At 71.0% G+C, this 26048-nt stretch carries 25 protein-coding genes and 1 pseudogene; 19 read left to right on the top strand and 7 right to left on the bottom strand.

Annotated features, from left to right (window positions below; genetic code table 11):
- The first annotated feature begins 305 nt into the window (after positions 1-305).
- The 4 genes and pseudogenes from M4V62_RS18150 to tsaE all read left to right on the top strand — a co-directional run bounded on the left by M4V62_RS18150 (position 306) and on the right by tsaE (position 4147).
- A complete protein-coding gene (locus tag M4V62_RS18150) occupies positions 306-1196 on the top strand; it encodes a L,D-transpeptidase family protein (protein WP_249588315.1) in 891 nt (296 codons plus the stop codon).
- A 50-nt stretch (positions 1197-1246) separates the two neighbouring features.
- Positions 1247-2398, top strand: coding sequence for an alanine racemase (alr, locus tag M4V62_RS18145; RefSeq protein ID WP_249588314.1), 1152 nt, complete (start codon positions 1247-1249; stop codon positions 2396-2398).
- A 13-nt stretch (positions 2399-2411) separates the two neighbouring features.
- Positions 2412-3657: pseudogene (locus tag M4V62_RS18140) on the top strand (alpha/beta fold hydrolase); the annotation flags it as partial.
- Positions 3635-4147: a tRNA (adenosine(37)-N6)-threonylcarbamoyltransferase complex ATPase subunit type 1 TsaE gene (gene tsaE / locus M4V62_RS18135; protein WP_249588312.1), complete on the top strand. Its 513-nt coding sequence runs from the start codon at positions 3635-3637 to the stop codon at positions 4145-4147. The pseudogene M4V62_RS18140 and the gene tsaE, both read left to right, overlap by 23 nt.
- Positions 4148-4452: 305 nt before the next feature.
- Here the strand turns inward: tsaE and M4V62_RS18130 are convergent, their stop codons facing one another.
- Positions 4453-5004: a hypothetical protein gene (locus M4V62_RS18130; RefSeq protein ID WP_249588311.1), complete on the bottom strand. Its 552-nt coding sequence runs from the start codon at positions 5002-5004 to the stop codon at positions 4453-4455.
- A 108-nt stretch (positions 5005-5112) separates the two neighbouring features.
- Here M4V62_RS18130 and tsaB point away from each other — a divergent pair, with 108 nt between their 5' ends.
- From tsaB to M4V62_RS18110, 4 genes are read left to right on the top strand one after another with little or no spacing between them, the layout of a single operon-like run.
- On the top strand, positions 5113-5769 hold the full coding sequence (gene tsaB, locus M4V62_RS18125) for a tRNA (adenosine(37)-N6)-threonylcarbamoyltransferase complex dimerization subunit type 1 TsaB (protein ID WP_249588310.1): 657 nt from the start codon (positions 5113-5115) through the stop codon (positions 5767-5769).
- 29 nt (positions 5770-5798) lie between these two features.
- Positions 5799-6272, top strand: a complete 474-nt coding sequence (gene rimI, locus M4V62_RS18120) for a ribosomal protein S18-alanine N-acetyltransferase (protein WP_249592888.1) — start codon at positions 5799-5801, stop codon at positions 6270-6272.
- The gene (gene tsaD, locus M4V62_RS18115) at positions 6265-7383 is read left to right on the top strand and encodes a tRNA (adenosine(37)-N6)-threonylcarbamoyltransferase complex transferase subunit TsaD (protein ID WP_249588309.1); all 1119 of its coding nucleotides are present in this window, start codon (positions 6265-6267) and stop codon (positions 7381-7383) included. The genes rimI and tsaD overlap by 8 nt, the downstream gene beginning before the upstream one ends.
- Complete coding sequence (locus tag M4V62_RS18110) at positions 7380-7637, top strand: hypothetical protein (protein ID WP_249588308.1); 258 nt, start codon at positions 7380-7382, stop codon at positions 7635-7637. The genes tsaD and M4V62_RS18110 overlap by 4 nt, the downstream gene beginning before the upstream one ends.
- Before the next feature lie 18 nt (positions 7638-7655).
- On the opposite strand, the gene M4V62_RS18105 is transcribed toward M4V62_RS18110, so the two are convergent.
- A complete protein-coding gene (locus tag M4V62_RS18105) occupies positions 7656-8375 on the bottom strand; it encodes a TetR/AcrR family transcriptional regulator (protein ID WP_430626880.1) in 720 nt (239 codons plus the stop codon).
- An 80-nt stretch (positions 8376-8455) separates the two neighbouring features.
- On the opposite strand from M4V62_RS18105, the gene M4V62_RS18100 reads away from it, so the two are divergent.
- From M4V62_RS18100 to M4V62_RS18090, 3 genes are all read left to right on the top strand, one after another.
- Entirely contained in the window at positions 8456-9946 is a 1491-nt protein-coding gene (locus M4V62_RS18100) for an MFS transporter (protein WP_249588306.1), read from the top strand.
- A gap of 42 nt (positions 9947-9988) precedes the next feature.
- Positions 9989-10345: a YciI family protein gene (locus M4V62_RS18095; protein WP_249588305.1), complete on the top strand. Its 357-nt coding sequence runs from the start codon at positions 9989-9991 to the stop codon at positions 10343-10345.
- Positions 10346-10433: 88 nt separating this feature from the next.
- The gene (locus tag M4V62_RS18090) at positions 10434-11738 is read left to right on the top strand and encodes an RNA polymerase sigma factor (protein ID WP_249588304.1); all 1305 of its coding nucleotides are present in this window, start codon (positions 10434-10436) and stop codon (positions 11736-11738) included.
- Between the two features lie 89 nt (positions 11739-11827).
- Here M4V62_RS18090 and M4V62_RS18085 read toward each other — a convergent pair whose 3' ends face one another.
- Complete coding sequence (locus M4V62_RS18085) at positions 11828-13054, bottom strand: THUMP-like domain-containing protein (RefSeq protein ID WP_249588303.1); 1227 nt, start codon at positions 13052-13054, stop codon at positions 11828-11830.
- An 82-nt stretch (positions 13055-13136) separates the two neighbouring features.
- Between M4V62_RS18085 and M4V62_RS18080 the strand changes: the two genes are divergently transcribed.
- From M4V62_RS18080 to groL, 3 genes are all read left to right on the top strand, one after another.
- The gene (locus tag M4V62_RS18080; protein ID WP_249588302.1) at positions 13137-14102 is read left to right on the top strand and encodes a polysaccharide deacetylase family protein; all 966 of its coding nucleotides are present in this window, start codon (positions 13137-13139) and stop codon (positions 14100-14102) included.
- A 519-nt stretch (positions 14103-14621) separates the two neighbouring features.
- Positions 14622-14930 carry a co-chaperone GroES gene (gene groES / locus M4V62_RS18075; protein WP_006347174.1) on the top strand — a complete coding sequence of 103 codons (309 nt, stop codon included), beginning with the start codon at positions 14622-14624 and terminating at the stop codon, positions 14928-14930.
- Between the two features lie 118 nt (positions 14931-15048).
- The gene (gene groL / locus M4V62_RS18070; protein ID WP_249588301.1) at positions 15049-16674 is read left to right on the top strand and encodes a chaperonin GroEL; all 1626 of its coding nucleotides are present in this window, start codon (positions 15049-15051) and stop codon (positions 16672-16674) included.
- A gap of 174 nt (positions 16675-16848) precedes the next feature.
- Here the strand turns inward: groL and M4V62_RS18065 are convergent, their stop codons facing one another.
- Positions 16849-17622 (bottom strand): SDR family NAD(P)-dependent oxidoreductase, encoded by a 774-nt coding sequence (locus M4V62_RS18065; RefSeq protein WP_249588300.1) that lies wholly within the window; start codon positions 17620-17622, stop codon positions 16849-16851.
- A 92-nt stretch (positions 17623-17714) separates the two neighbouring features.
- Entirely contained in the window at positions 17715-18392 is a 678-nt protein-coding gene (locus M4V62_RS18060) for an MOSC domain-containing protein (RefSeq protein WP_249588299.1), read from the bottom strand.
- A gap of 79 nt (positions 18393-18471) precedes the next feature.
- On the opposite strand from M4V62_RS18060, the gene M4V62_RS18055 reads away from it, so the two are divergent.
- Positions 18472-19368 carry a LysR family transcriptional regulator gene (locus tag M4V62_RS18055; protein WP_249588298.1) on the top strand — a complete coding sequence of 299 codons (897 nt, stop codon included), beginning with the start codon at positions 18472-18474 and terminating at the stop codon, positions 19366-19368.
- 25 nt (positions 19369-19393) lie between these two features.
- Here M4V62_RS18055 and M4V62_RS18050 read toward each other — a convergent pair whose 3' ends face one another.
- Positions 19394-19756 (bottom strand): WhiB family transcriptional regulator, encoded by a 363-nt coding sequence (locus M4V62_RS18050; RefSeq protein ID WP_249588297.1) that lies wholly within the window; start codon positions 19754-19756, stop codon positions 19394-19396.
- 389 nt (positions 19757-20145) lie between these two features.
- On the opposite strand from M4V62_RS18050, the gene M4V62_RS18045 reads away from it, so the two are divergent.
- From M4V62_RS18045 to M4V62_RS18030, 4 genes are all read left to right on the top strand, one after another.
- Positions 20146-20757, top strand: a complete 612-nt coding sequence (locus tag M4V62_RS18045; RefSeq protein WP_003948568.1) for a response regulator transcription factor — start codon at positions 20146-20148, stop codon at positions 20755-20757.
- Positions 20758-21023: 266 nt separating this feature from the next.
- Positions 21024-21599: a sigma-70 family RNA polymerase sigma factor gene (locus M4V62_RS18040; RefSeq protein ID WP_055549856.1), complete on the top strand. Its 576-nt coding sequence runs from the start codon at positions 21024-21026 to the stop codon at positions 21597-21599.
- 152 nt (positions 21600-21751) lie between these two features.
- Positions 21752-23266, top strand: a complete 1515-nt coding sequence (gene guaB / locus M4V62_RS18035; protein ID WP_249588296.1) for an IMP dehydrogenase — start codon at positions 21752-21754, stop codon at positions 23264-23266.
- A gap of 137 nt (positions 23267-23403) precedes the next feature.
- Complete coding sequence (locus M4V62_RS18030; protein ID WP_249588295.1) at positions 23404-24528, top strand: GuaB3 family IMP dehydrogenase-related protein; 1125 nt, start codon at positions 23404-23406, stop codon at positions 24526-24528.
- 84 nt (positions 24529-24612) lie between these two features.
- Here M4V62_RS18030 and M4V62_RS18025 read toward each other — a convergent pair whose 3' ends face one another.
- Positions 24613-25866 carry a nucleotide sugar dehydrogenase gene (locus M4V62_RS18025; protein WP_249588294.1) on the bottom strand — a complete coding sequence of 418 codons (1254 nt, stop codon included), beginning with the start codon at positions 25864-25866 and terminating at the stop codon, positions 24613-24615.
- Positions 25867-26048: the final 182 nt, after the last annotated feature.

The following is a 26048-nucleotide window of genomic DNA, read 5'->3' as shown; positions in this document are numbered from 1 at the left end:
GGGAGCCGTGCTCCGGGCGGACATACCGGCACGTCCCCTCGGGTGCGTTCCCGGCTGCGGCCCATCCGGTCTCGCTCTTCGGTCAGGCGCGTGCTGCGGGGCAAACGGGCGGGTGGGAGGGAAAGCTTGTTCGTCCAGGGGTGGATGCGGGGCAAACGGGCGGGTGGGTGGGAAAGGCTCGTTCGGGGGGCGGGCGTTGCCGGGTGATCGGGTGGGGCAGGCAATCGGGGGAACCGGCGTAGGCGCGGGGTGACCCCACCGCGCGGCACAGGCCGACAGGCCACACCGCAGGGTTCGCTCATCGCATGATCAGTAAGACAGCTCAGCGCGGCCTGGCCGTGCTGCTCGCGGTGGCCGCCACGCTGCCGGCAGGCCCCGCGTTCGCCGACCCCGCACCGCCGAGCCCCGCGTCCCCCGCCGCCCGCCTCGTCCCCGGCATCCCGCTTCCGCCACGGCACCCGTGGCAGCTGGACACCCCGGACCAGGATCTGGCGCCGCACGTCTACACCCCCGGCGCCGCCGAGGACGCCATCGAGCCGGACGACGCCGTCGGCGAGCAGCTCATCGAGTACGTGCCGCCGGGTGAGGTTGTCAGGAAGTCGGTCGGCGCTCGGTGCAGCGCGAGTACCGGGCCCCATCAGCGGGATGTCGAGCGGTGGCTGAGGCTTGACGTGGACGGGAAGCAGTCCGCCAAGGACTGCCGGGCCATCCGTGCCTTTCAGCGGAAGGAAGGGATCCGGCCCGCCATCGGCTTCGCGGGGCCCGTCACCTGGGCGCGGATGCGGCTCATCTCCGCCCGCAAGAAGCCGAACGCAGCCAAACAGTGCCCTACGCGCGCGTACCGCCTCGCCTGCGTCGATCTGCGGCGGCAGCTGATGTGGGTGCAGAAGGGCAAGAAGGTGCTGCTCGGGCCCGTGCCGATCCGGAGCGGGCGGGCCGGGTACGCGACCCGCGTCGGGTGGCACAAGATCTACTGGAAGCACAAGAACCACTGGTCGTCGATCTACGAGACCCCCATGCCCTACAGCCAGTTCTTCAACGGAGGCCAGGCCTTCCACGCCATCTACGGCAACATCTACAGCCCCCCTGGCTCACGCGGCTGCGTGAACATGCGGCTCGACGACGCCCGTGCCCTGTGGAAGACCCTGCACAAGGGAGACCGGGTCTACGCGTGGGGACGCAGACCCGGGACCTGAGGCCAGCGGCTGCCAGGGTGTCAGCGGGCTCTGAGACACTGGTCGGCGTTATGACTGAGACCGCACCCTTGCGTGCCCGCGCCGAGATCGACCTGGCCGCCCTCCGGGCCAACGTGCGGACTTTGCGCGCCCACGCCCCAGGCGCCGCCTTCATGGCCGTCGTGAAGGCGGACGCGTACGGCCATGGGATGGTGCCCTGCGCCCGCGCCGCCGTCGAGGCGGGCGCCACCTGGGTGGGCGCCGCGACGCCCGAGGAGGCGCTCGCGCTGCGGGCCGCCGGGATCCAGGGGCACCTCATGTGCTGGCTGTGGACTCCGGGCGGGCCCTGGCGCGAGGGCGTCGAGGCCGATCTCGACATGTCGGTGAGCGGGCTCTGGGCGCTGCGCGAAGTGTCCGCCGCCGCGCGGGCCGTGGGGCGCACCGCGCGTATCCAGCTGAAGGCCGACACCGGCCTCGGGCGGGCCGGCTGCATGCCCGCCGACTGGCCCGAGCTCGTCTCGCAGGCACGCCAGGCCGAGGCCGAGGGCCTGGTGCGCGTCACGGGGATCTGGTCGCACTTCGCGTGCGCCGACGAGCCGGGGCATCCGTCCATCACCGCTCAACTCACCCTCTTCCGCGAGATGATCGCGGCCGCCGAGGAGCGCGGGATCCGCCCCGAGGTGCGGCACATCGCCAACTCGCCGGGCACACTCACGCTTCCGGAGACCCACTTCGATCTCGTACGACCGGGGATCGCGATGTACGGGATCTCGCCGAGCCCCGAGGTCGGCACCCCGGAGGAGTTCGGCCTGCGGCCCGTCATGACGCTCAGCGCCTCGCTCGCCCTCGTGAAGCACGTCCCGGGGGGTCACGGCGTCAGTTACGGGCATCACTACGTCACACCCGGCGACACGACCCTGGGCCTCGTCCCGGTCGGGTACGGGGACGGGATCCCGCGCCACGCGTCCGGCACGGGCCCCGTGCTCGTCGGCGGCAAGTGGCGCACGGTCGCGGGGCGCATCGCCATGGACCAGTTCGTGGTCGACCTCGGCGGCGACGAGCCGGAGGTGGGCTCCGAAGCGGTCCTGTTCGGTCCCGGTGACCGGGGCGAGCCGACCGCCGAGAACTGGGCGCAGGCGGCGGGCACCATCGCGTACGAAATCGTCACCCGCATCGGATCGCGTGTCCCGCGCGTCTATGCCAATGAGCGACCCGACGACTGAGTAGGAGCGGCACGTGAGCGAGACCAGCACGGGGGCGGCCGCGGAAGCGGTGACGGAAGTCGCCGCGGCGGCCGGGAACTGGCGCAGGGCCGGATTCGCCGGCGCGGCGATAGGCGTCGTCGCCGCGGGCGCCGCGGCCGGTGTCGCCATCGAGCGGCTGACCGTCGGACGCGGCATGCGCAAGAAGGCGCGGCTCGCACTCGACGCCTCCGGGCCGTACGGCTCGCTGCGCGGCATGCCGGGTCAGGCGTACGCGGACGACGGCACCGAGCTCTCGTACGAGGTCGACGAGGTCGAGGCGGACAGCGCCCAGGCACCGCGCCGCCGCAGGCTCTTCGGGCGCAAGGCCCCCGCTCCCGTCACCGTCGTCTTCAGCCATGGGTACTGCCTGAGCCAGGACTCCTGGCACTTCCAGCGGGCGGCCCTGCGCGGCGTCGTGCGCTGTGTGTACTGGGACCAGCGCAGCCACGGCCGTTCGGGGCGGGGAGCCGCGCAGCTCGCGGACGGGACGCCGGTCTCCATCGACCAGTTGGGGCGGGACCTGAAGGCCGTCATCGACGCGGCGGCGCCCGAGGGACCGCTGGTCCTGGTCGGGCACTCCATGGGCGGCATGACGACGATGGCCCTCGCCGACCACTTCCCGGAGCTGATCCGCGAGCGCGTCGTCGGTGTCGCCCTCGTCGGTACGTCGTCCGGGCGGCTCGGCAGCGTCAACTTCGGTCTCCCGGTCGCCGGGATGAATGCCGTGCGACGGGTGCTCCCGGGTGTCCTGAAGGCGCTCGGCTCGCAGGCCGATCTCGTGGAGAAGGGGCGGCGGGCCACCGCGGACCTCTTCGCCGGCATCATCAAGCGCTATTCGTTCTCGTCGAAGGACGTGGACCCGGCGATCTCGCGGTTCGCCGAGCGGATGATCGAGTCGACGCCCATCGACGTGGTCGCGGAGTTCTATCCGGCGTTCGCCGAGCACGACAAGACGCAGGCGCTGAAGCACTTCTCCGAGCTCCCGGTGCTCGTCCTGGCCGGGGACAAGGACCTGGTGACGCCCAGCGAGCACAGCGAGGTCATCGCCGATCTGCTCCCGGACGCCGAGCTCGTCCTCGTCCCGGACGCCGGGCACCTGGTCATGCTGGAGCACCCCGAGGTGGTCACGGACCGCCTCGCGGATCTCCTCGCCCGCGCGGGGGCCGTCCCCGCGGCGGCCGACGCACGGACGTCCAGCGGCTAACGTTGGGGGGCATGGAAGCACCGCACAACCCGGCCCCCGTGAACTCCCTCGGCATCACCGTCACCTCCCCCGAGCAGATGGGGGACCTGGGTCGCCGCCTCGCCAAACTGCTCCGCCCCGGTGACCTCGTGATGCTCACCGGCGAGCTCGGCGCCGGCAAGACGACGCTCACCCGCGGCCTGGGCGAAGGCCTCGGCGTCCGGGGCGCCGTCACCTCCCCGACCTTCGTCATCGCCCGCGTCCATCCGTCCCTGTCCGAGGGACCGCCCCTGGTGCATGTGGACGCGTACCGCCTGGGCGGCGGTCTCGACGAGATGGAGGACCTCGACCTCGACGTCTCGCTGCCCGAATCGGTGATCGTCGTGGAGTGGGGCGACGGCAAGGTCGAGGAACTCTCGGACGATCGGCTGCGCGTCGTCATCGACCGGGCCGTCGGCGACACGACGGACGAGGTGCGCGAAGTGACGCTGACCGGGGTCGGGACGCGGTGGGCCGAGGCCGACCTCACGCTGCTTTCGGCCTGAACCGCGTCTTCTCGCCCTGATCCGCTGCCTTTTCGCCGAACATTCCGACAAGGCGTCGGGAAGATGTTGCGCGGCGTGCTCCGGGCGTGGTCACATGGATACCGGTACTGGTTAGGTCTACCTAACCACGTCTGCCCCCGGAGCCCAGGAGGCATCCATGTCGGCTTCAGAACGTGACGTACAGCCCCGGCCGCGAGGGCTGTCGGGGCCATCGGGGATTTCCATGCGCGATCTGCTGGCGTCCTGCGCGGCCGCCACCGCGGTCTCGACACCGCCGCGCGATCCTGCGCCCACGGGCGAGGTCCCTAGGGAACGACGACGACCTTCTTGCTGATCGTCGCGAACTCCCACATCGCGTTGCCGTCCTTGCGCGACTCGCGGATGCCGCCGGTCTTCTTCGACGGGTCGGGCTTCGGCGTCGAGCCGTCGACGGCCGCGCTGAAGCCGATCGCGATGCCGTCCACGTTCGCGAAGCGCACGACGTGCTCGATCGCCACGCCGTCCGTTCCGGTGACGGTGCCCGAGCGCGAGGTGACGGCGTACGTGCCGGGGACCGGGTCCACCGTGCTCGGCGTGACCTTGAACGTGCGCTGCGCCTTGCCGGAGCCTCCGACCAGCCACACGCGGTCCTCGCCCACCGAGTAGACGACCCGCTCGCCGCTGCCGGACTGCGCCGGAAGCGCCGTCGGGTTGGCCTTGTCCTTGGGGGAGCGCGACGCGGAGGCCGAGGGGGACGTGTCGGGCTTCTTGCCCAGGGAGTCCGGCGCGCTGGCCGAGGCCTGGTAAGCGAGGAAGCCGACCGCGGCGAGCGCAGCGGCGGTGAGCCCGGCCACGAATCCCGAGCTGCTCCTAGACACCTGCGCCACCCTCTTCGTACTCCGTACGGCTACGGGGTGACGTTAGCAGCAGGTGTGCGGCATCCTCGGTCGGCCGTGCGCCGGGCGCCGGAGCCGTAGGCTATTCGCGTGCTCTTGCTCGCTCTGGATACCGCCACCCCCGCCGTCACCGTCGCGCTGCACGACGGCGCCTCCGTCCTCGCAGCCTCCAGCCAGGTGGACGCCCGCCGCCACGGCGAGCTGCTGCTGCCCGCCGTCGACCGCGTGCTCGCCGACGCCGGGCTCAGACTCGACGCCGTGACCGGCATCGTCGTCGGCGTGGGCCCCGGCCCCTACACCGGCCTGCGTGTCGGCCTGATGACCGCCGACACCTTCGGCCTCGCGCTCGGCGTGCCGGTGCACGGGGTGTGCACGCTCGACGGGCTCGCGTACGAGTCCGGCATCGAGAGCGGCCCCTTCGTCGTCGCCACGGACGCGCGGCGCAAGGAGGTCTACTGGGCGCGGTACGCGGACCCGCGCACCCGCCTCACCGAGGCCGCCGTGGACCGCCCCGCCGACATCGCGGACGCGGTGGCTGGCCTGCCCGCCGTCGGCGCGGGCGCCGTGCTCTACCCCGAGACCTTCACCGACGCCCGCGCCCCCGAGCATGTCTCGGCGGCCGCTCTCGCCTCGCTCGCCGCGGAGAAGCTCGCCGCCGGTGAGGAGCTGCTGGCCCCGCGGCCGCTGTACCTGCGCCGCCCGGACGCGCAGGTCCCCAAGAACTACAAGGTGGTCACCCCCAAGTGACATCCGTGACGACAGCTGTCCTGCGCGAGATGCGCTGGTGGGACATCGAGCCCGTCTTCGTCCTGGAGAAGGAGCTCTTCCCGGACGACGCCTGGTCGCGCGGCATGTTCTGGTCCGAGCTCGCCCACGCCCGCGGGCCGCTGGCCACCCGCCGCTATGTGGTCGCCGTGGACGGGGACCGGCTCGTCGGGTACGCGGGGCTCGCGTCGGCCGGCGACCAGGCCGACGTGCAGACCATCGCGGTGGCCCCGAGCCACTGGGGCACGGGGCTCGGCTCCCGGCTCCTGACCGACCTGCTGGGCGCGGCCACCGCCTTCGAGTGCGCCGAGGTCATGCTCGAGGTGCGGGTCGACAACACACGGGCCCAGAAGCTGTACGAGCGCTTCGGCTTCGAACCCATCGGCTTCCGGCGGGGCTACTACCAGCCGGGCAATGTGGACGCCCTGGTCATGCGTCTGACCGATCCCTCAACTTCCGTACAAGGAACCGACACCCATGGCTGACTCGCGCGATCAACCTCTCGTTCTCGGCATCGAGACCTCCTGCGACGAGACCGGCGTCGGCATCGTCCGCGGCACCACCCTGCTCGCCGATGCCATCGCCTCCAGCGTCGACGAGCACGCGCGCTTCGGCGGCGTCGTGCCCGAGGTCGCCTCGCGCGCGCACCTGGAGGCGATGGTGCCGACCATCGACCGCGCGCTGAAGGAGGCGGGGGTCGCCGCCTCCGACCTCGACGGCATCGCGGTGACAGCCGGTCCCGGCCTCGCGGGCGCGCTGCTCGTGGGCGTCTCGGCGGCCAAGGCGTACGCGTACGCGCTCGGCAAGCCGCTGTACGGCGTGAACCACCTGGCCTCGCACATCTGCGTCGACCAGCTGGAGCACGGCACGCTGCCCGAGCCGACGATGGCGCTGCTCGTCTCCGGCGGCCACTCCTCGCTGCTGCTCTCCACCGACATCACCTCGGACGTACGTCCCCTGGGCGCGACCATCGACGACGCGGCGGGCGAGGCCTTCGACAAGATCGCGCGGGTGCTCAACCTCGGCTTCCCCGGCGGCCCCGTCATCGACCGGTACGCGAAGGAGGGCGACCCGAACGCGATCGCCTTCCCGCGCGGCCTGACAGGCCCGCGCGACGCCGCGTACGACTTCTCCTTCTCCGGCCTGAAGACCTCCGTCGCGCGCTGGATCGAGGCCAAGCGGGCCGCGGGCGAGGAGGTGCCCGTCCGTGACGTGTCGGCGTCCTTCCAGGAGGCGGTCGTCGACGTGCTGACCCGCAAGGCCGTGCGGGCCTGCAAGGACGAGGGCGTGGACCACCTGATGATCGGCGGCGGCGTGGCGGCCAACACGCGGCTGCGGGCGCTGGCCCAGGAGCGGTGCGAGGCGGCCGGGATCCGGCTGCGGGTGCCGCGGCCGAAGCTGTGCACGGACAACGGCGCGATGGTGGCCGCGCTGGGCGCGGAGATGGTGGCCCGTAACCGCTCGGCCTCCGACTGGGACCTGTCGGCGGACTCCTCGCTGCCGGTGACGGAACCGCACGTCCCGGGCCACGCGCACAGCCACGACCACGACCACGACCATGTGCACGAGGTCAGCAAGGAGAACCTGTACTCGTGACCGTCGCGCTGATGTGGGAGGCCCGAGCCGTCGACGGCCGTGGCGAGGAACTGCTCGCGTGGGCGCGGGCACAGCCCCTGGCAGCCGAGCCGGTACGCCGCGAGAGCTTCCGCGCCCCGCAGGACCGGGTCCTCGTCCTGACGTGGTGGGACGCGGCGTACGACGCCGACCTGCCCGAACTGCCGGAGCCCGCGCCGGAGTTGGTGACGCGGGCGGTGCACAGGTGGCGCTTCGAGTCGGCCGGGCTCGGCTGACCCGGAGGGACCAGCCGGTCAGGGGCGTCGCGCCTGCCCAAGGAGCCCGTCGATGACCGCTCCCAGCTGCTTGGCCACGTCGTAGTCCGCCGTCAGTTCCAGCCAGCGGCCGGCGAGTGCGGTCATGTGGGGGAGTTCCTCGGCGTCCGCGTCCGTGAGCATGCCGGGGAAGTGGCGCCTGCGGTCCGGCTCCTCGGCGCGGCGGGCCATCGCCTGGCGGAAGACCAGGTCGCCGTAGACGCAGTGCCAGATGGTGCGGTAGGCGGCGACGGCCTCGGCCGGGGTCAGGCCGCAGGTCATGCAGGAGTCGATGATCTCCTCGACCATCCACAGGGCGCCCTTGTCGGTGAGGTCGCCCAGGCTCAGCACCTCGACCACCCAGGGCATCCGCGCCAGCGTGCCGTGCATGTGCAGGGAGACCGCGAGCAGCCGGTCGCGCGGGTCGTCGGGGAGCTCCGGGCGCGGGACTGAATCGGCCGTGCCGGACAGGGTGAGCATCAGGAGCTCGTCCTTGTCGCGCACGTGGTGGTAGAGGGCCATCGGGGTCGTGCCGACCTCCTTGGCGACCCTGCGCATGCTCAGGGCGGCCACGCCCTCCTCCTGGAGGATGCGGCGCGCGATGCCGACGATCGTGTCGAGGTCGATGCGGCTGGGGCGGCCGCGTTTCTTCTTCTGCTCGACGGGTTTCTCCGCGGCCGCCGGTGGTGCCGCGTCTGTGCTTTCCGATTCTGCTGCCACGTGGCTCATTGTCGCGCCCCGAGGGTGTGGGTGACGCACGCCGTTTTATTTTCTATACGCGTACAGTAATGTGCGTGGGCATGGTGAATCCCGCTGACTCGAAGCCCCCGCGGACCCGTTGGCTGCTGCCGGTGCTGCTCACCGTGCAGTTCCTGGTCTCCCTGGACATGTCCGTCGTGAACATCGCGCTGCCCGACATCGGCGACGACCTCGGCTTCGGAGCCGATTCGCTGCTCTGGGTCGTCAACGCCTACGCGCTCGCCTTCGGTGGCCTCCTCATGCTGGGCGGGCGCCTCGCCGACCTGGCCGGGCGGCGGCGCACCCTGATCGCCGGGTTCGCGGTCTTCGGCATCGCGAGCCTGGCGGGCGGGCTCGCGCAGACGCCGGGGCAGCTCGTCGCGGCGCGGGCCGTGCAGGGCGCAGGCGCGGCGGCGCTCGCTCCTGTCGCGCTCGCGCTGATCACCGTCAACTACGCGGCCGGGTCCGCGCGTTCACGGGCGCTCGGGCTCTGGGGCGCTGCGGGCGCGCTCGGCGGTGCGGTCGGAGTGATGGCGGGCGGGGTGCTCACCGACTGGGCGGGCTGGCGCTCCGTGATGCTGATCAACGTCCCCGTGGTGCTCGGCGCGCTCCTCCTCTCGCGCCGCGGCGTGCCCGCCGACCGGCGCACCGGGCCCGCGCCGCGCCTCGACGTACTGGGCGCGCTGCTCGTCACGGCGGGCATGGCGCTGCTCGTCCTCGGCCTCGTCCGCACGGAGACGTACGCATGGGGATCCGGCACGACGCTTGGCACCCTCGGCGCTGCGGCCCTGCTGCTCGCCGCGTTCGCCGTCGTCGAGTCCCGGCAGCGTGAGCCGCTGCTCCGGCTCGGCCTGCTCAAGAACCGCCCCGTGGCCTCCGCGAACGCCTTCGCGCTGCTGATGTCGTCGGGGCAGTTCGCCGCCTTCTACTTCACCTCGCTCTATCTCCAGGAGGTCATGTCCTACGGGTCGACGCGGGCGGGGGCGGCGTTCCTGCCGTTCTGCGTGGGCGTCGTCGCCGGGTCGGTGATCTCGGCACGGAAGGTCGGGCGCTTCGGGGAACGGGCGCTGCTGGTGACCGGAGGGCTGCTCGGAGCGGCGGGGTTCGTGTGGTTCGCCCTCACCGTCGGGCCCGGCGGCACCTTCCTGGGATCCATCGTGGGGCCCTCGCTGGTGGCGAGCGTCGGCATCGGCATGTGCTTCGTGCCGCTGGGCACGGCGGCGACGTCCGGCGTCGCCGCCGAGGAGACCGGCATGGCATCGGGGCTGCTCAACAGCTCCCGGCAGCTGGGCGGCTCGCTGGGGCTCGCGGTCCTGGTGACGGTGGCGTCGGGCGTCACGGGGTCAGGGCGGGGGCCCGGCGCGCTCGCGGACGGGTACGCGACGGCGTTCGGTGTCGCCGCGGCGCTGCTCGTGGCGGCAGCGGTGGCCACGGCCGTGCTGCATCGTGCTCCCGCACGGCTGCGACCTGCGGAAACGTACGCCCAAGAAGAATCTTCGAAGAATCTGGGCGACGATGTCGATCCGGGCGTCTCCCGTTCGACGCATGGGTGAGAGGCGAGGAGAAGCCCCGCCACCACCCGATGGGAGACCACCATGCCGCGCTACCTGACGATGATCCGCGTCGACGAGAAGAACTCCCCCGAGGGCGGCCCGAGCCCCGAGATGGGCGAGCGCATGGGTGCGCTCCTCGAAGAGATCACCAAGGCCGGGGTGATGCTCGAGACCGCCGGCCTCACGCCGAACGCCGAGGGCACCCGTGTCCACTGGGAGGGCGGCCGGCTGTCCGTCACCGACGGGCCGTTCACCGAGGCCAAGGAGGTCGTCGGCGGCTACTCGATCACCCAGTGCAAGGACAGGGCCGAGGCGGTCGAGTGGGCGAGCCGGTTCCTGAAGGTCCACGACGAGCAGTGGACCGTGACGGCGGAGGTCCGGGAGATCATCGAGGGCTGAGGCTGAGGCTGAGTCCGGGCTGCGGGCTGCGGGCCGCGGGCCGTGGGCGTCGGGTCTTTGCGGTGCCCCGCGGAGGGTGCTCTGATGGGTGGCCGTGACGGCCCACTCCTCAGAGCACCCTCGCCAGGACGCTCCCCGCAACGCCATCGAGACCGTCTTCCGGATCGAGTCCCCGCGCCTCATCGCCGGTGTCGCGCGGATCGTGCGCGACGTGGGCATCGCGGAGGAGCTGGCGCAGGACGCGCTGGTCGCCGCCCTCGAACAGTGGCCGAAGACCGGCGTCCCCGACAATCCGGGCGCCTGGCTGACGACCACCGCCAAGCGCCGCGCCATCGACCTCGTACGCCGCAGGGAGCGCTACGCGCGCAAGTTGGAGGAGATGGGCCGCGACCTGGAGACGGCCCCGCCCCACGTCGACGAACCCGCGGACTCCGTCGACCCTGACCACATCGACGACGACCTCCTGCGCCTCGTCTTCACCGCCTGCCACCCGGTGCTCTCCGCCGAGGCCCGCATCGCACTCACCCTGCGGCTGCTCGGCGGCCTCACGACGGCGGAGATCGCCCGCGCGATGCTGGTCCCCGAGGCGACGGTGGCCCAGCGCGTCGTGCGCGCGAAGCGCACGCTCGCCGCCAAGGGCGTGGCCTTCGAAGTGCCGTACGGAGCCGAGCGCGAGGCCAGGCTCGGATCGGTGCTCGAAGTCATCTACCTCATCTTCAACGAGGGCTACGCGGCCACGGCGGGCGACGACTGGCTGCGCCCCTCCTTGTGCGAGGACGCGCTGCGCCTCGCCCGGGTGCTGGCAGGGCTGATGCCGCGGGAGGCCGAAGTGCACGGCCTGGCGGCGCTGTTGGAGCTCCAGACGTCCCGCGCGGCGGCGCGGACTGGCCCGAAGGGCGAGCCGGTGCTCCTCGCGGACCAGGACCGCCGCCACTGGAACCGGCCGCTGATCCGGCGGGGCTTCGCGGCACTCGCCCGCGCGCGGGCCGTGTCGACGGGTGGCCCCGGCCCCTACGAGCTCCAGGCCGCGATCGCCGCCTGCCACGCGAACGCCGCGTCGTACGAGGAGACGGACTGGCCCCAGATCGCCGCCCTGTACGGCCTGCTGGCCGCCCGCACTCCGTCACCGGTGATCGAACTGAACCGCGCGGTGGCGGTGTCGATGGCATCGGGCCCGGCTCAGGCGCTGCGTCTGGTGGACGCGCTCGCGGACGAACCCGCCCTGAAGGACTACCACTTGCTGCCCAGCGTGCGGGGCGACCTGCTGGCCCGCCTCGGGCGCGGCGCGGAGGCGCGGGCGGAGTTCGAGCGTGCGGCGGGGCTCACGCGCAATGAGCGGGAGCGGGAGTTGCTGCTGGGGCGGGCGGAATCTTGTAGCCCGTCCGGCGTTTGAGGACGAACTCGGCGGAGCCGGTGATGACGGCGACCAAGGCCCCCGCGCCCAGCGGGTTTGTGGGAACGGGCGGGGTTGGGGAAAGGGAATCAGTCCACCACCGCCGGGTGCCCGATCAGCATCGCCGGCGCACCCGCCACCCGGGTGAGGAACACGGTGGCCGAGTTCTTGCCCTGCGGCTTCACCTTCCGCCGCAGCTCCTCCGGCTCCACCGCGGACCCCCGCTTCTTCACCGTCAGGATCCCGACCTCCCGCTCCCGCAGCACCGCCTTCAACTTCTTGACGCCGAAGGGCAGTTGATCGGTGATCTCGTACGCCACCGCGTACGGCGTCGCGTGCAGCGCGTCGGAGGTGACGTACGCGATGGTCTCGTCGATCAGGCCGCCCTCCACCCGCGCGGCCACCTCCGCCACCAGATGCGCACGGATGACGGCGCCGTCCGGCTCGTACAGATAGCGTCCGACGGGTCGCACCGCCGGGTCGGGGAGCATCTCGGCGAGGGAGGACGCGACCGAGACTCCCGAGGGCAGCAGCGTCGCGCGGTGCGAGGACGGGGTGTCCGTGCCGAACCACAGCACGGCCTCCTTCACGTCCCCGCCGTCCGAGATCCACTCCGCAGCGGCCTCGGCGGGAACCGCCTCGTGCGGAATGCCGGGAGCGATCTTCAGCGCCGCGTGCGGGGCCTTGCGGGCGGCCTCGACGGCCCAGGAGAGGGGCGGGGAGTAGGCCTCGGGGTCGAAGATGCGGCCCCGCCCGCCACGCCGCGCCGGGTCCACGAAGACCGCGTCGTGGGCGGCCGTGTCGACCTCGGTGACATCGGCCTCGCGCACCTCGATGAGGCCGTCGAGCCCAAGCGCCTCCGCGTTCGCGCGCGCCACCGCGCAGGTCAGCGGGTCACGGTCCACGGCGAGGACGGCGATCCCAGCGCGCGCGAGGGCGATCGCGTCACCGCCGATGCCGCAGCAGAGATCGGCCACGCTCCGTACGCCGAGGGACCTGAAGCTCTCGGCGCGGTGCACGGCCACGCTCGTGCGGGTCGCCTGCTCGACACCGTTCGGCGTGAAGAACATCCGCCCCGCGTCCTGCGCGCCGAACTTCGCCACCGCCCGCCGCCGCAGCCGCGCCTGCGCGAGCACCGCCGTGACCAGCTCCGCCGGGTGCTCGCGGCGCAGTCGGGTGGCGACGGCCAGCTCCCGGGCCGGATCGGCTTCGCGCACCTCGTCGAGATCGAGCAGGGCCCGGCCTTCGGCGGTGAGCAGCGCGGAGAAGGAGGTCAGGGCGGTCGAGTCGCGGTCGAGGTCGTTCACCCGGCCCATTGTGGGCCAGTCGGTGGATGGTGCGCGCCCGGCGGCGGTGTCGGCCCGTCAGCAGGGCTTTGAGCTGCAAAGATCCGGCGCCATGCAACTAGTACGACAAAACGACAAATTCAGGGCGAGACGGAAGGCGCGGAGGCCTGTCCCGGCCCGGGTCCCGGCCCGGGTCAGGGGCCGGGTACGGGCCGGGGCGGCCGTGCTCACCGTCGCCGCGATCGCCTCCGGCTGTGCGTCGGGCGCCGACGGCGGGGCGAATCCCGCCCCCGGTCAGCAGCGCCTGGACGCGCCGCCCGCCCGCGCCCTCGACTCCTACGCCCAGAAACTCCGCGTCGCCCAGGTCGCCCGCGCCGCCGCCGCGAAGCGCTGGGGCCTGGCGAAGACCCCGCTGACCGCGCCGGCCGCCCCGGCCGTGAAGCCGAAGATCACCACCCGCAAGGGATTCGAGGTCAAGGGGCAGGCGGGGCTGCCGCCCGTCTTCACGACCATCCCGACCAAGAAGAAGATCGTCTTCCTGACCATCGACGACGGCGCCGAGAAGGACCCGGCGCTGCTCAAGATGATGAGCGACCTGAAGATCCCGTACACCGCGTTCCTCAGCGACTACCTGGTCAAGGAGGACTACGGCTACTTCAAGAAGATGCAGTCCCGCGGGGTCGCGCTGAACAACCACACCCTCAACCACCGCTACCTGCCGGGGCTTTCGTACGAGGGTCAGCGCCGCGAGATCTGCGGCATGCAAAACGTCATCCACAAGCGCTACGGCAAGCGGCCCGAGCTCTTCCGCCCGCCGTACGGCAACTACAACGTGGATTCGCTGCGCGCCGCCAAGTCCTGCGGCATCAAGGCGGTCCCGCTGTGGGCCTCCGAGGCCTTCCCCCACCGCATGGACTGGCGCGAGTGGGACAAGGACCTGCACCCCGGCGACATCATCCTCACGCACTTCCGGGGGCGCGAGGACTGGAAGGGCACGATGCCGGACATGGTCCGCAAGGTCATGAAGACCGTCACCGACAAGGGGTACGCGGTGGCCAGGCTGGAGGACTACCTGTGACGGGGCGGGCGCGGGCGCACCGCTACTTCGCCGCGGCCCTCGCGGCGGGCGTGCTCGCGCCCGCGCTGCTCACGGGGTGCGCGCAGTCGGTGGACCCGATCGAGCGGTTGGGGAGGAAGGCGGCGGAAAAGGTCCCGAAGCGAAAGCCGATGGACGACCGCTGTGGGCAGGCGTTCCGCACGGCGGAACGGGTGGGCACAGCCCCACCTGCAGGGCCACCAAAAACAGGGCAGATCCCAGCTTCGGGCAAGGAACTCCCTGACCATGAGAAGCGTTGCCCGGACACGGGCGAGACCCCGCCCGCACCGCGGGATGACGCCTCGCCCCGCTGAGCCAGCCGCCAGGCGAATTAGCAGTCCGCTTGACCGAGTGCTAATCGTCGTCCTAGTCTCGGCCTTGGCACTCACCACTGGAGAGTGCCAACAGCGACGGGCAGGTCCGGCACCCGCGACGACGGATCCACCTGGTCGCCACCCCAGACTGTTAACCCCGTAGATCTCCGAAGGGGGAGACCGGATCGTGACGACCGCCAGCTCCAAGGTTGCCATTAAGCCGCTCGAGGACCGCATTGTGGTCCAGCCGCTCGACGCCGAGCAGACCACGGCCTCCGGCCTGGTCATTCCGGACACCGCGAAGGAGAAGCCCCAGGAGGGTGCTGTCCTCGCCGTGGGCCCGGGGCGCTTCGAGAACGGCGAGCGCCTGCCGCTCGACGTCAAGGTCGGCGACGTCGTTCTGTACAGCAAGTACGGCGGCACCGAGGTGAAGTACAACGGCGACGAGTACCTCGTCCTCTCGGCTCGCGACGTGCTCGCGATCGTCGAGAAGTAATTCACCTGCTTCACCAGATTTACTTTTTTGAGCTGCGCCCCTGGTCACCCCGCTGATTGCCGGGCGGCGAGGGGCGCAGCTCGTTAAACCCGAGTTTCGAGAGGGCTGAACCGCTCCCATGGCGAAGATCCTGAAGTTCGACGAGGACGCCCGTCGCGCCCTCGAGCGCGGCGTCAACAAGCTTGCCGACACGGTCAAGGTGACGATCGGCCCCCGCGGCCGCAACGTCGTCATCGACAAGAAGTTCGGCGCACCCACCATCACCAACGACGGCGTCACCATCGCCCGTGAGGTCGAGGTCGAGGACCCGTACGAGAACCTCGGCGCGCAGCTCGTCAAGGAGGTGGCGACCAAGACCAACGACATCGCGGGTGACGGCACCACCACCGCGACGGTCCTCGCCCAGGCCCTGGTCAAGGAAGGCCTGCGCAACGTAGCCGCCGGCGCCTCCCCGGCCGCCCTGAAGAAGGGCATCGACGCCGCGGTCAAGGCCGTGTCCGACGAGCTCCTCTCGACCGCGCGCCCGATCGACGACAAGGCCGACATCGCGGCCGTCGCCGGTCTGTCCGCCCAGGACCCGCAGGTCGGCGAGCTCATCGCCGAGGCGATGGACAAGGTCGGCAAGGACGGTGTCATCACCGTCGAGGAGTCCAACACCTTCGGCCTGGAGCTCGACTTCACCGAGGGCATGGCCTTCGACAAGGGCTACCTGTCCCCGTACATGGTGTCCGACCAGGAGCGTATGGAGGCCGTCCTCGACGACCCGTACATCCTGATCCACCAGGGCAAGATCTCCTCCATCCAGGACCTCCTGCCGCTGCTCGAGAAGGTCATCCAGACCAACGCTTCGAAGCCGCTCCTGATCATCGCCGAGGACGTCGAGGGCGAGGCCCTGTCGACCCTGGTCGTGAACAAGATCCGTGGCACCTTCAACGCCGTCGCGGTGAAGGCCCCCGGCTTCGGCGACCGCCGCAAGGCCATGCTCGGTGACCTCGCCACCCTCACCGGCGGCACCGTCATCGCCGAAGAGGTCGGCCTCAAGCTCGACCAGGTCGGCCTGGACGTGCTCGGCACCGCGCGCCGCGTGACCGTCACCAAGGACGACACCACTGTCGTCGACGGCGGCGGCGACGCCTCCGAGGTCGCGGGCCGCGTCAACCAGATCAAGGCCGAGATCGAGTCCACGGACTCGGACTGGGACCGCGAGAAGCTGCAGGAGCGCCTGGCGAAGCTCGCCGGTGGTGTCTGCGTGATCAAGGTCGGCGCCGCGACCGAGGTCGAGCTCAAGGAGAAGAAGCACCGTCTGGAGGACGCCATCTCCGCGACCCGCGCCGCGGTCGAGGAGGGCATCGTCTCCGGTGGTGGCTCCGCTCTGGTGCACGCCGTCAAGGTGCTCGAGGGCAACCTCGGCAAGGAGGGCGACGAGGCCACCGGTGTCGCCGTCGTCCGCCGCGCCGCCGTCGAGCCGCTGCGCTGGATCGCCGAGAACGCCGGCCTCGAGGGCTACGTCATCACCTCGAAGGTCGCCGAGCTCGACAAGGGCTTCGGCTTCAACGCCGCGACCGGCGAGTACGGCGACCTGGTCAAGGCCGGTGTCATCGACCCGGTCAAGGTGACGCGCTCTGCGCTCGAGAACGCCGCCTCTATCGCTTCGCTGCTGCTGACGACTGAGACCCTGGTCGTCGAGAAGCCGGCCGACGACGAGGGCGACGCCGCGGGCCACGGCCACGGTCACTCCCACTGACCCGCTGCCGCTGAGCTGAACCGAGGCCCGGTGCCCCCGCTTGGGGGCGCCGGGCCTCGGCGTTTTCGGATGCGCGTCTGCCGGGTTGTGCGCCGTTGCCGACCGCGGGTCGTGGTCCGTCCTCGCGCAGTTCCCCGCGCCCCTTGCGGGGCGCTCCCTGCGGGGCGTATCTCTCTACTGCGGGCCGTACTTCCTGCCCGTCCTGGACGTCACCCCGCCAAGCAGCGCCCTCGGCGTCACCTTCACCACGCCCATCAGGGCCTTGTACCTGGGGTCCGGGACGGAGAGGGTCTTGCCCCGCGCCAAGTCGGACAGCCCCGCCGCGACCAGCTTGTCCGCGTCGAGCCACATCCACTTGGGGATGTTGGACGTCCCCATCCCGGCGCGCTCGTGGAACTCGGTCCGTACGAATCCGGGGCACAGGGCCATCAGCCGCACCCCGGAGCCGGCCAGATCCTTCGCCGCGCCCTGCGTGAACTGCACGACCCACGCCTTCGACGCCCCGTACGTCCCGCGCGGCACGAACGCCGCCACCGATGCGACGTTCACGACGCCACCGCGGCCCCGCTCCCGCATCGACTCCGTCGCCGCCGACGTCAGCCGGAGCACCGCCTCGCAGTGCACCTTCAGCATCGTCAACTCGTCCTCGATCGACACCTCCAGGTACTGGCCCTTGTTGCCGAACCCGGCGTTGTTCACCAGGAGGTCGACCGCGTTCCTGCGGTCCGCGAGGCGCTTCTCGACGGCGGCGATACCGTCGTCGGTCGCGAGGTCCGCGGTGAGGACCTCCGCCTCGATGCCGTGCCGGTCGTGCAGTTCGGTCGCCTGTTCCCGCAGTCGCTCGGTGTTCCGTGCCACCAGGACCAGGTTGTGGCCGTCACCGGCGAGCCGCCGGGCGAAGGCCGCGCCGATACCGGCGGTCGATCCCGTAATCAGAGCCGTAGTCATGGACCAAGGCTAGTGAGATCCGAAGGCCGCTGTGTCGCCCGGACCGGCCCCTTGACCTGCTGCCTCGTCAAGTCGCCGGTCCCGAACGTCAGTTACGAGGCCTGCGAGCCGTACTTCGCCACATACTTCCGAGCCGTTTCGATCGCCTCGGGATGCAGCGCGTCCCCGGCGGCGAGCAGGCGCGGCAGCAACTCCCTCTCCGTCGTGACGGCTTTGAACTGGAGGGCGACGGTGACGTCGTGCTCCGGCCGGTGCACGACCTCGATCGTGTCGCCGCCCCGGATCTCGCCCGGTTCGATCACCCGCAGATAGGCGCCGGGAGCGCCCTGCTGCGTGAAGCGCTTGACCCACTTCGTCTCGCCGAGATGGCCCTGGAACGTCTGACAGGGAATGCGGGCCGACGTCACCTCGATGAGCAGATCGGGGCCGACGCGCCAGCGCTCGCCGATCTTCGCGCCGCTCACGTCGAGGCCGGACGTCGTGAGGTTCTCGCCGAAGGAGCCGCCCGCCAGCGGGTGGCCGAGCAGGCGCTCCCACTCGTCCAGGTCCTCGCGCGCGTAGGCGTACACCGCCTGGTCGTTTCCGCCGTGGTGCCGCAGGTCGCAGACCTCGTCCCCGGCTACCCCGCTCCCGGCGGCACCCTTCGCGCCGGGAGCCGCCACCCGTACGGCCCCTTCGGCGGGCTGTTTGTCGATGCCGGTACCGCCCGAGGGGGCGTCGGTGTACTCCACGGCTTTGTGCCGGCCCAGATTCACGGAGAGAAGCTTCATGGCGGAAGGGTAGGCGAGCCCGCTCAAAGCGTCGACGCATTATTGGGCGTTTGATCCAAGTGTCACTTATGCTTGATCCATGATCGAGGCCCGTCATCTCCGCGTCCTGCGTGCCGTCGCCGCCACCGGCTCCTTCTCGGCAGCCGCGCGCGAGCTCGGCTGCACCCAGCCCGCCGTCAGCCAGCAGATGAAGGCACTCGAAACCTCCGCGGGTACGCCGCTCCTGATCCGCACAGGGCGTGAGATGCGCCTGACCCAGGCGGGCGAGGCCCTGGTCCGGCATGCCGCGGGGATCCTGGCGGGACTGACCGCCGCCGAGGAGGAGGTCGCCGCCATCGCGGGCCTGCGGGCGGGCCGGGTCCGCCTCGTCTCCTTCCCCAGTGGCAGCTCGACGCTGGTGCCGAGCGCGCTCGCCGCCCTGCGCGCGGCACACCCCGGCACCCGGGTCTCACTGGTGGACGCCGAGCCGCCGCGCTCGGTCGAGATGCTGCGCGAGGGCGACTGCGACGTGGCGCTCGCCTTCCGGTACGACGGCGCTTGTGCCGCCGAGGAGTGGGACGACCTGGTCGTGCGGCCGCTGCTCGCCGACCGGCTCGTCGGCCTCGTGCCCGAGGGGCACCGGCTCGCCAAGGCGGAGTCGGTCGCCATCGGGGAACTGGCCGACGAGCCGTGGATCGCGGGCTGTCCGCGCTGTCGCAGGCAGCTGGTCGAGGTCTGCGAGGGGGCGGGGTTCGTGCCCCGCATCGATTTCGCGACCGATGACTATCCGGCGGTGATCGGCCTGGTCGGCGCAGGCCTGGGGGTCGCGGTGCTGCCCGAGCTCGCCATCGAGTCCGTACGCCCCAAAGGTGCACGCACAGTGACGGTGGAGCCTGCCGTCCAGCGCGAGATCGTCGCGCTCACCCTGCCGGATCTGGCGCAGGTGCCCGCTGTGGCGGCCACCCTTGACCACCTGGCGCGGGCCGCGGAGCGCTGAGCGCCCGCCGCGAAGAAACGTTCCTTCAGGTACGCGTGATCATGCCGCCGTGCGCTGCCGAGGCCGCGGCGGACGCCGATGCCGACGGCGTGGATGTCGTGACGAGGCGGTTGCGGGCGCGGCCCATGAGTTCCTCGCGCTCGTCCTCGGTGAGCCCGCCCCACACGCCGTACGGCTCCCGTACCGCGAGGGCGTGAGCGGCGCACTCCGCGCGTACCGGGCACCTCATGCAGACCTCCTTGGCGGAGTTCTCACGCGCGCTGCGTGCCGCGCCCCGCTCGCCCTCGGGGTGGAAGAAGAGCGAGCTGTCGACCCCGCGGCAGGCCGCGAGGAGCTGCCAGTCCCAGAGATCTGCGTTCGGTCCTGGAAGGCGGGAGAAATCTGCCATTGCTTGTCTCCTGGTAGCCGTTCTGCGCGGATACGGTGCCCATGACCGTACATCTACTGTCTAAGGAGATGAAAATATGACTCATTGGAAAATCTAGCCACAGACACCAGCAAAAGGGAAGGAAGAGGGCTAAATGGGGCATGGGTTGTGATGAAAGGTTGAGGGTCTCTCGCGCTGTCTGCTCTGTGTCCGCGCCCTCACGTAGAGTGCCGAACGAGGCCGACCGCCCCGTAACTCTTTCGGGTGACCGTCGTTGAGAGTGCGAGGCGGTTGAAAGAACAAGCGCTCGGGCAGATGTCCGAGAGCGTCAACCGCACAGGTGACGAATATGTACCAGCCTGGAGGCTCAAGGTGACGCGCAGCAGCTGTGAGAGCCGCGGAGGACAGTCATGACATCCGTCCTCGTCTGCGACGACTCCCCGCTTGCCCGAGAGGCGCTCCGCCGCGCGGTCGCGACCGTGCCCGGCGTCGAGCGCGTGACGACAGCGGCCAACGGCGAGGAAGTCCTCCGCCGCTGGGGCGCCGACCGCTCGGACCTGATTCTGATGGACGTACGCATGCCCGGTCTGGGCGGCGTGGAGACAGTGCGGCGGCTGTTGTCCGCCGACCCCGGTGCGCGCATCATCATGCTCACCGTGGCCGAGGATCTGGACGGTGTCGCGCTCGCGGTCGCCGCCGGTGCCCGCGGCTATCTGCACAAGGACGCCTCGCGCGCCGAACTGCGCGCGACCGTCACCCAGGCACTCGCCGACCCGACGTGGCGACTGGCTCCGCGCAGACTGCGCTCGGCCGAGATGGGCGCCGCGCCCACACTCACCGCGCGTGAGATCCAGGTGCTCGAGGGCATGAGCCACGGCCGGTCCAACGCCGAGATCGGACGTGAGCTTTTTCTCTCCGAGGACACGGTCAAGACCCACGCCCGGCGGTTGTTCAAGAAGCTCGGCGCCTCGGACCGCGCGCACGCCGTGGCGCTCGGTTTCCGCTGGGGCCTGGTCCGATAGGTGTGCCGCCGTGCGGGCACGGCGCTCCCCGCCCGCCGAGTGGTGGGCGGGGTGACGGATGCCCGTAGCTCCCTCTCGCGGGAGCGGTTGCCGTTGCTTCGCCGCCGATGCCGCATCCTTGAGGTGTGGAGTTCCTCGGGGACAGGTCGGTCGAGCGGGAGGGGAGGGCGCACGAGATGAGTTCCGGCGCACCTGCTCATAACGCTTCGGTGCACAACTACGGACGTGGTGCCACGGATCAATCGGCGCCAAGGCACCATGGACCGATGCGCGATGACAAGACGACGGTGATCGGTGCCCTCGTCCTTCGCGCGGTCGAGGGTGATGAGCAGGCCACGCACGATCTGCTGGCTCATGTGCACCCCCTGGCGCTGCGGTACTGCCGCACACGGCTCTCCCGACTGCCGGGTGACGCGCGGCACTTCGTGGAGGATCTGGCGCAGGAAGTGTGCGTCGCGGTCCTCCTCGCGCTGCCGCGCTACAAGGACACGGGACGCCCCTTCGAGGCGTTCGTCTTCGCGATCGCCGCGCACAAGGTCGCCGACCTGCAGCGCGCGGCGATGCGCCATCCCGGATCCACGGCGGTGCCGTCGGACGAGATGCCGGAGCGCCCCGACGACTCCCTCGGCCCCGAGGAGCGCGCGCTGCTCAGCAGCGATGCCGAGTGGGCCAAGAAGCTCATGGCCAACCTTCCGGAGAACCAGCGCGAGCTGCTGCTCCTGAGGATCGCGGTCGGGCTCACCGCCGAGGAGACCGGGCAGATGCTGGGGATGTCCCCGGGGGCCGTGCGCGTCGCGCAGCATCGCGCGCTGAGCCGGTTGCGGGCACTGGCCGAGCAGTAACGATCACCGGTTGCCCGACGATCGCCTTCGCCGTCCGTTCATGACGTATGAACGTACAAACCTGGTCGATGATCTTGATCGTGGAATGAGACACCCTCCGTTCCCGTTAGCATGGACATCCGCACCGATCAAGGCCATTTGGGGAAGGTGTCATGACTGCAAACGGCGGTTCTTCGACTGGGGTGCCCGAGAAATTCGCGACGCTCGGGCTGACCTACGACGACGTGCTGCTGCTGCCCGGCGCGTCGGAAGTCCTCCCGAACGCGGTCGACACCTCGTCGCGTATCTCCCGCAACGTGCGCGTGAACATTCCGCTGCTGTCCGCGGCGATGGACAAGGTCACCGAGGCCCGCATGGCGATCGCCATGGCGCGGCAGGGTGGCGTCGGCGTGCTGCACCGCAACCTGTCGATCGAGGACCAGGTCAACCAGGTCGACCTGGTGAAGCGCTCCGAGTCCGGCATGGTCACCGACCCGATCACCGTGCACCCGGACGCGACGCTGGGCGAGGCCGACGCGCTGTGCGCCAAGTTCCGCATCAGCGGCGTCCCGGTGACCGACCCGGCGGGCAAGCTGCTCGGCATCGTCACCAACCGCGACATGGCCTTTGAGAACGACCGCAGCCGCCAGGTGCGCGAGGTCATGACGCCCATGCCGCTCGTGACCGGCAAGGTCGGCATCTCCGGCGTCGACGCCATGGAGCTGCTGCGCCGCCACAAGATCGAGAAGCTGCCGCTCGTCGACGACGCGGGGATCCTCAAGGGCCTCATTACGGTCAAGGACTTCAAGAAGGCCGAGCAGTATCCGAACGCCGCCAAGGACGCCGAGGGCCGTCTCCTCGTCGGTGCCGCCGTCGGTGCGAGCCCCGAGGCTCTGGAGCGCGCGCAGGCACTGGCCGGTGCGGGCGTGGACTTCCTCATCGTCGACACCTCGCACGGGCACAACAGCAACGCCCTGAGCTGGATGGCGAAGATCAAGTCGGGCGTGGGTGTCGACGTCATCGGCGGCAACGTCGCGACGCGCGACGGCGCGCAGGCGCTGATCGACGCCGGTGTCGACGGGGTCAAGGTCGGTGTCGGCCCGGGTTCCATCTGCACCACGCGCGTGGTCGCCGGAATCGGCGTCCCGCAGGTCACCGCCATCTACGAGGCGGCTGTCGCGGCGCGCGCGGCTGGTGTCCCGGTCATCGGCGACGGCGGCCTCCAGTACTCGGGTGACATCGGCAAGGCGCTGGCCGCCGGCGCCGACACCGTGATGCTCGGCTCGCTGCTCGCGGGCTGCGAGGAGTCGCCGGGTGAGCTGATGTTCATCAACGGCAAGCAGTTCAAGTCCTACCGCGGCATGGGTTCGCTCGGTGCCATGCAATCCCGCGGCCAGGGGCGTTCGTACTCGAAGGACCGCTATTTCCAGGCGGAGGTCTCCTCGGACGACAAGCTCGTCCCCGAGGGCATCGAGGGCCAGGTGGCCTACCGCGGCCCGCTGGCCAACGTGCTGCACCAGCTCGTCGGCGGCCTGCGCCAGACGATGGGTTACGTGGGCGCCGCCTCCATCGACGAGATGGAGTCCAAGGGCCGCTTCGTGCGCATCACGTCGGCGGGTCTCAAGGAGAGCCACCCGCACGACATCCAGATGACGGTCGAGGCGCCGAACTACACGAACAAGCGCTGACCCACTTCGCGTGTGGGGGGCGGTCCCGATTCCCGGGGCCGCCCCCTTTGCGCGCGTCGGGGATACTGGAGCGGCAGACCGAGTGCCGAAGTGCCGAAGAAGTGCGAAGTACCGAAGAAAGCTGAAGGGCCACCCACGTGACTGAGATCGAGATCGGGCGCGGCAAGCGCGGCCGCCGCGCGTACGCCTTCGACGACATCGCCGTCGTGCCGAGCCGTCGTACCCGCGACCCGAAGGAGGTCTCGATCGCCTGGCAGATCGACGCCTACCGCTTCGAGCTGCCCTTCCTGGCGGCGCCGATGGACTCGGTCGTCTCGCCGCAGACCGCGATCCGCATCGGCGAGCTGGGTGGTCTCGGCGTGCTGAACCTCGAGGGCCTGTGGACGCGGTACGAGGACCCGCAGCCGCTGCTCGACGAGATCGCGGAGCTGGACACCGACAACGCCACCCGGCGCCTCCAGGAGATCTACGCGGCCCCGATCCAGGCCGACCTGATCGGGCAGCGCATCAAGGAGGTGCGCGACTCGGGCGTGGTCACCGCCGCCGCGCTCTCCCCGCAGCGCACCGCCGAGTTCTCCAAGGCCGTCGTGGACGCCGGTGTCGACATCTTCGTGATCCGCGGGACCACCGTCTCCGCCGAGCACGTCTCCGGTGCCGCCGAGCCGCTCAACCTCAAGCAGTTCATCTACGAGCTCGACGTGCCGGTGATCGTCGGCGGCTGCGCCACGTACACCGCCGCGCTGCACCTGATGCGCACGGGCGCGGCCGGTGTCCTCGTCGGCTTCGGCGGCGGCGCCGCGCACACCACGCGCAACGTCCTGGGCATCCAGGTGCCGATGGCCACGGCCGTCGCGGACGTCGCGGCCGCCCGCCGTGACTACATGGACGAGTCCGGCGGCCGGTACGTGCACGTCATCGCGGACGGCGGCGTGGGCTGGTCCGGCGACCTGCCCAAGGCCATCGCCTGCGGCGCCGACTCGGTGATGATCGGCTCCCCGCTGGCGCGCGCCACGGACGCGCCCGGCAAGGGCCACCACTGGGGCATGGAGGCCGTCCACGAGGATGTGCCGCGCGGCAAGCGCGTCGACCTCGGAGTGGTCGGCACGACGGAGGAGATCCTCAGCGGTCCCTCGCACATCCCGGACGGTTCGATGAACTTCTTCGGGGCGCTGCGCCGGGCGATGGCGACGACGGGCTACAGCGAGCTCAAGGAGTTCCAGCGCGTCGAGGTGACGGTCGCGGACGCGCAGCACAAGCGCTGATCGACTTCTTCTTTAAGAAGGGCCCCGGTACTCGTACCGGGGCCCTTCTTCGTCTGTCAGATGTCAGATGTCAGATGTCAGATGTCAGAGGCGGTGGGCCGCGCCCGCCGGGGTCGCGCCCCGGGTGTCGAGGAGCAGCTGGGCCTTCACGGCGAGACCTTGCAGGTCGTACGTGCGGTGGTGCTGGAGCAGGATCGTGAGGTCGGCGTCGGCCGCCGCTTCGTAGAGGGAGTCCGCGCGGGGGACGGGGTGGCCGAGGACGCTCCAGCTGGGGACGTAGGGGTCGTGGTAGCTGACGGCGGCGCCCATCTCCATCAGGCGGGTCGCGACCTCCTGGGCGGGGGAACCCTGCTGGTCGGCGAGGTCGGGCTTGTAGGTGACGCCGAGGAGCAGGACGCGGGCGCCGCGGGCGGACTTGCCGTGTTCGTTGAGCAGGGTCGCCGAGCGCTGGATCACGTACCGGGGCATGCGGTCGTTGACCTGCTGGGCCAGTTCCACCATGCGCAGGGGGCGGGCGCCGCGGCCGGGGCCGGGGATGTCCAGGGGGACCCCGTGGCCGCCGACGCCGGGTCCCGGGCGGAACGCCTGGAAGCCGAAGGGCTTGGTCTCGGCGCAGCGGATGACGTCCCACAGGTCGATGCTCAGGTCGTGGCAGAGCACGGCCATCTCGTTGACCAGGGCCATGTTCACGTGCCGGTAGTTGGTCTCCAGGAGGTGCACGGTCTCGGCCTCGCGGGGGCCACGCGCGCGTACGACCTTGTCGGTGAGCCGGCCGTAGAAGGCGGCGGCCGATTCGGTGCAGGCCGGGGTGAGGCCGCCGATGACCTTGGGGGTGCCCGCGTAGCCGTGGGTGCGGTTGCCCGGGTCGAGGCGGCCCGGCGAGTGCGCGAGGTGGAAGTCGCGGCCCGCGCGCAGGCCTGAGCCCTCTTCGAGGATGGGGCGGAGGAATTCCTCCGTGGTCCCCGGGTAGGCGGGGGACTCAAGGATGACCGTGGTGTGCGGGCGCAGGCGCGCGGCCAGGGCGCGGGCGGCTTCGGCCACCTGGCCCAGGTCGAGGGTGCGGTCGGCCGCCGGAGGAGTGGGAGCGCAGATGACCGCGGTACGGACCCGGCCGAGCTCGACCGGGTCGGTGGTGGGCCGAAAGCCCCTGGAGAGCATCCGGCGGACATCGGCGGCGGTGAGGGTTCCCTCGGCGCCGTCGCAGGGCAGGCGGCCGCTTGCCAGGTCGACGGCGCGGGCGGGGTCGTAGCCGATGGTGGCGATGCCGCCGGAGACGGCGGCCTGGGCGAGGGGCAGGCCGAGGTGGCCGAGACCGATGACGGCGAGATCTGCGGGCATGGCGGTGGGCCGTCCTCCCAATAGCCGGAGCGGGACGAGCGCGCAAGCCCTGTGGACAAGGTGGACCAGCGCAATGTCAGACTAGGAGTAAATATGACCGTTATGCGGCATTGCGCTGCGCCGGGCGTCGGAGTGTTGGCCGCGTGTTGTCCACAGGCGGCGGCCGAACTCAGCGGACCTGA

Source organism: Streptomyces durmitorensis, from assembly GCF_023498005.1.
In the GTDB taxonomy this organism is placed as follows: Bacteria; Actinomycetota; Actinomycetes; order Streptomycetales; family Streptomycetaceae; genus Streptomyces; species Streptomyces durmitorensis.
This window is presented reverse-complemented; position numbering and strand designations above follow the sequence as displayed.